The organism is Variovorax sp. P4_B11 (genome assembly GCF_056402355.1).
In genome coordinates this window covers 1-1,313 of the sequence record NZ_JBFUHO010000155.1, presented here as the reverse complement: position 1 = coordinate 1,313, position 1,313 = coordinate 1, and the positions used below count along the sequence as shown (strand labels likewise).

At 68.2% G+C, this 1,313-nt stretch carries 2 protein-coding genes; both read right to left on the bottom strand.

What is annotated here, in order from left to right; all coding sequences use genetic code 11:
• Positions 1 to 275: biotin/lipoyl-containing protein (locus AC1DYD_RS41370; RefSeq protein WP_478178491.1), on the bottom strand; the 275-nt coding region annotated here is incomplete at its 3' end.
• Between the two features lie 13 nt (positions 276 to 288).
• Positions 289 to 1,313: 2-oxo acid dehydrogenase subunit E2 (locus tag AC1DYD_RS41365; protein ID WP_478178490.1), on the bottom strand; the 1,025-nt coding region annotated here is incomplete at its 5' end.

The window sequence follows — 1,313 nt, the reverse complement described above, 5'->3', positions numbered from 1 at the left end:
GGCGCCGGGGCCGGCGCCGCGGCCGGCGCTGCCGCCGACGTCTCGATCACCAGGATCACCGAGCCTTCGCTGACCTTGTCGCCGAGCGCGACCTTGAGCTCCTTCACCGTGCCCGCATGGCTCGACGGAATCTCCATCGAGGCCTTGTCGGACTCCACCATGACGAGGCCGGTATCGACCGCGATGACTTCGCCGGGCTTGACCAGCAGCTCGATGATCGCGACATCCTTGAAGTCGCCGATGTCGGGGACCTTGACTTCCACCCTGTGTGCCATTTGGGAGCTTCCTTCAGAACAGCACGCGCCGCAGGTCGGCGAGCACGTTGGCGAAATAGACGTTGAAGCGCGCGGCGGCGGCGCCGTCGATCACGCGGTGGTCCCAGGACAGGGACAGCGGCAGCGTGAGGCGCGAGGTGTAGGTCTTGCCGTCCGCGGAGTGCTGCTTCCAGTAGCTCTTGCACACGCCCATGATGGCGACCTCGGGCGCGTTGATGATCGGCGTGAAGTAGATGCCGCCGATGCCGCCGAGCGAGCTGATGGTGAAGGTGCCGCCCGACATCTGGTCGGGCTTGAGCTTGCCGTCGCGCGCGAGCTTGGCGAGCTCGCCCATCTCCCTGGCGATCTCGGGCACGGTCTTCTGGTCGGCGTCGCGGATCACCGGCACCATGAGCCCGTTGGGCGTGTCGGCCGCGAAGCCGATGTGCCAGTAGTTCTTGAGCACCAGCGCCTCGCCGTCGAGGCTGGCGTTGAACTCCGGAAACTTCTTCAGCGCCGCCACGGCCGCCTTCATCATGAAGGGCAGCATGCTGATCTTCACGCCCGACTTTTCCAGCTCCTTGTTCATCTGCACGCGGAAGGGTTCGAGCTCGGTGATGTCGGCCTCGTCGTGGGTCGTGACATGCGGAATGACGACCCAGTTGCGGTGCAGGTTGGCTGCGCTGATCTTCTTGATGCGCGACAGTTCCTTTCGCTCGGTCGGGCCGAACTTGGCGAAGTCGACCTTGGGCCAGGGCAGCAGGTCGATGCCGCCGCCGGAGGGCGCCGCAGCGGCCTTGCCGGCGGTCGGTGCAGCGGCTGCATCGCCACCCTTCGCGAAGGCCTCGACGTCGGCGCGCACGATGCGGCCGTGGTCGCCGGTGCCCTTGAGCTTGCCGAGATCGACGCCGAGTTCGCGTGCCAGCTTGCGCACCGCCGGGCCGGCGTAGGCGAGCGCGAAGGCGGCTTCGTCGATGCCGCCGGAGGATGCGGCGGCCTGCGCCGGTGCGGCAGCCGCGGGGGCGGCCGGCGCGGCTGCAGCAGCGGTCGCCGCAGGCG